General features: G+C 71.7%; 3 protein-coding genes. 2 read left to right on the plus strand and 1 reads right to left on the minus strand.

What is annotated here, in order from left to right; genetic code table 11:
* Positions 1–653 (minus strand): toxin glutamine deamidase domain-containing protein (locus AQJ67_RS44260; RefSeq protein ID WP_244190819.1); only part of this gene is annotated, 653 nt, incomplete at its 3' end.
* A gap of 61 nt (positions 654–714) precedes the next feature.
* Here AQJ67_RS44260 and AQJ67_RS44265 point away from each other — a divergent pair.
* Both AQJ67_RS44265 and AQJ67_RS44270 read left to right on the plus strand, forming a co-directional pair.
* Positions 715–1,038 carry a hypothetical protein gene (locus AQJ67_RS44265; protein ID WP_159058963.1) on the plus strand — a complete coding sequence of 108 codons (324 nt, stop codon included), beginning with the start codon at positions 715–717 and terminating at the stop codon, positions 1,036–1,038.
* A gap of 462 nt (positions 1,039–1,500) precedes the next feature.
* Positions 1,501–2,028 (plus strand): hypothetical protein, encoded by a 528-nt coding sequence (locus AQJ67_RS44270; RefSeq protein WP_159058964.1) that lies wholly within the window; start codon positions 1,501–1,503, stop codon positions 2,026–2,028.
* Positions 2,029–2,337: the final 309 nt, after the last annotated feature.

The raw sequence follows: 2,337 nt of genomic DNA on the forward strand, positions 1-2,337 counted from the left end.
CCCGTCTGGGCGTCGATGTAGGTGATCTTGCCGTTGTGGTTGACGGCGTTCCAGGCGTGGGCCCGCCCGTTGGCGTCCTGCGTGATGATGACGGCCTGTGAGCCGTGGCCGCTGTTGCGGAGGGTGTTCTCCAGGCGGTTGAAGGCGTCGCGGCCGTTACCGAGGTCGTTGAAGCGGGCGCCGAGGGTGTTCTCGATGCGGTCGCGGCCGCCCTTTTCGCCGCGGTCGGAGGGGTTGCCGTCGGCGTTCAGGTCCGGGGTACGGGCCCCCGCGGTCGTGGGGTTGCCGGCGTAGGTGTCGACGGTGGACAGGGCGACGTCGACGCAGTTGTTGTTGCGGCCGGGGGCGTCCCTGCCGTCGCCGTTGATGCGCTGCACCCAGGGGCCGTCCGCCGGGTCCGGTGGTCGGGTGGGGTCGCCGTTCTCGTCTCTGGGGACCGAGTCCTCGAGGGCGCCCTGTTCTGCGCGGGTGGGGTCGGTGACACCGCCCGGGGGGTTGGTGTTGCGGGTTTCCGAGGCCGGGGTCGGGGTCTCCTTCGGCCTCGGGGTGTCCGAAGAGTTCTGCTGATGGCTGTTGTTGTTGGAGTCCGGGGTGTGTGGGGTGGACTGTGGGGGTTGGTTGTTCGGCGTCGTGACCACGTGGTGCACCGGCACCGGGACGACCTGCGGTTGTTGCTGCTGCTGTTGGTTCGGCGTGTTCGCCGGGGGCTGGGGGGTGTTGGGCTGCGCGCCCGGCTGGCTCGGGGCGTTCGGCGTGCTGCCCGGGGGCTGGTGGGGCGGCCTGGTGGGGGTGGAGCCGGCGTTCGGCTGGTTCGGTGTGCCGGGCGTGCCAGGAGAGGCGGGGCTGTGGGCGGCGGGACCGGGCTGGGGCGAGGAGTTCGGGGTGCTGTTGCTCGGTGTCGACGAGCTGGGCGTACCACTGTTGCTCGGTGTCGAGGCGCGGTCAGGTCCGCTGCCGGTCGACGGGGAGGGTGACGTCGTGGGAGTGCTGGTGGAGGGCGACGCGGTCCTGGGGGGAGTGGACTGCGCCGGGTTCTGACTCGGGGTGGCCGTACTCGGGTTCTGGCCCGGGGTGTTGGTACGGCTGCCGCTGGTCGAGTCCGTGCTGTTGCGCGGCGAAGTGCGGTCGCCAGGCGTCGTACCGGGGTTGTTCCGGGAGGAGGTGCCGTCGTTCGGAGTCGTGTTCCCGGGGTTGTTGCGAGGCGTGCTGCCGTCCCCCGCAGTGGCGGCGGTACCGGGGTTGTTGCGGGGCGGAGTGCGGTCGCCGGGCGTCGTGCCGGGGGTGTTCCGCGGCGTACTGCCGTCTCCCGGGGTCGTACCCCCGGGGCGCTGGGTCGGTATCCGACCGTCCGGCGTGTTCTGCGCGGGTGTACCCGGCGTACGGCCGTCCCGCGCTGTCCCCGGAACGCGCCCGTCCGGCGTCGTTGCAGGCGTACTCCGAGGCGTCGTAGGAGAGGTGGGGCTCGGTGTGGAGGCAGGCCCCGTCCCTGTGGCGGAGGGCGTGCCAGGCGTACTGGAGGAAGGATTCCTCGCCGGACCGGAGCTGGGATTCGGGCTCGTGGCGGAGGAGGCACCGCCACCTGAGCCCCCCGGGCTGTGGTGGCCACCTGCCGGAGGCGCGCCCCCGGCCGAAGGCGCCGAAGGCGACGTAGGCATGCCCGAGCCGCCGCCGTCCGACCGGCCGCCGGAACTGGAGGGAGACGAGTCGGTGGTCGTCGGCGTAGGTGCCGCGTTGGATTGTGTGGGTGTGCTGGCGGCCAGGCCGTCGATCTGGGTGCCGATCGAGCCGCCACCCGGCGAGGACGACGTACCGCTCGACGACGTGGCCCCGGACGTGGGCGCGGACTGCGGGCTCGGGGAGGACAGACCGGATACGGGGGAGCCGCCGCCGGAGTGCGAGGGGCCTGACGTGCTCGGGGTGCTGGATGAGCCGTTGGAGTCGGAGCCGTTGGACGACGGCCCGCTGGGCGAGGGGTCGTCGAAGTCCGACAGGGACGAGCTCGACGGTGACTGTGTCGGCCTGGAGTAAGGGCTGTCCGAGGAGGACGGGTTCCCGGAGTCGGATCCCGGTCCGGAGCCGGAGTCGGGGCCTGCGCCGATGTTGGGGGCGGGGATGTCGTTGCCGCCTGTGTCGGCGGAGATGCCGCTGCCTATGTTCGCGCCGGGGATGCCGTTGCCCGAACGCGTAGATGTGGAGGAGTCCGACCCCGACGAGCTGGAGTCGGAGGACGAAGAGTTGGAGGAACCGGAATCGGAGGAACTGGAATCGGAGGAAGAGGAATCCGACGAGGAGGAGTCGGAACTCCCCGGCCCGGAGTCACTCCCCACGTCGCTGCCG

The sequence above is a fragment of the Streptomyces caeruleatus genome (genome assembly GCF_001514235.1).
GTDB lineage: Bacteria > Actinomycetota > Actinomycetes > Streptomycetales > Streptomycetaceae > Streptomyces > Streptomyces caeruleatus.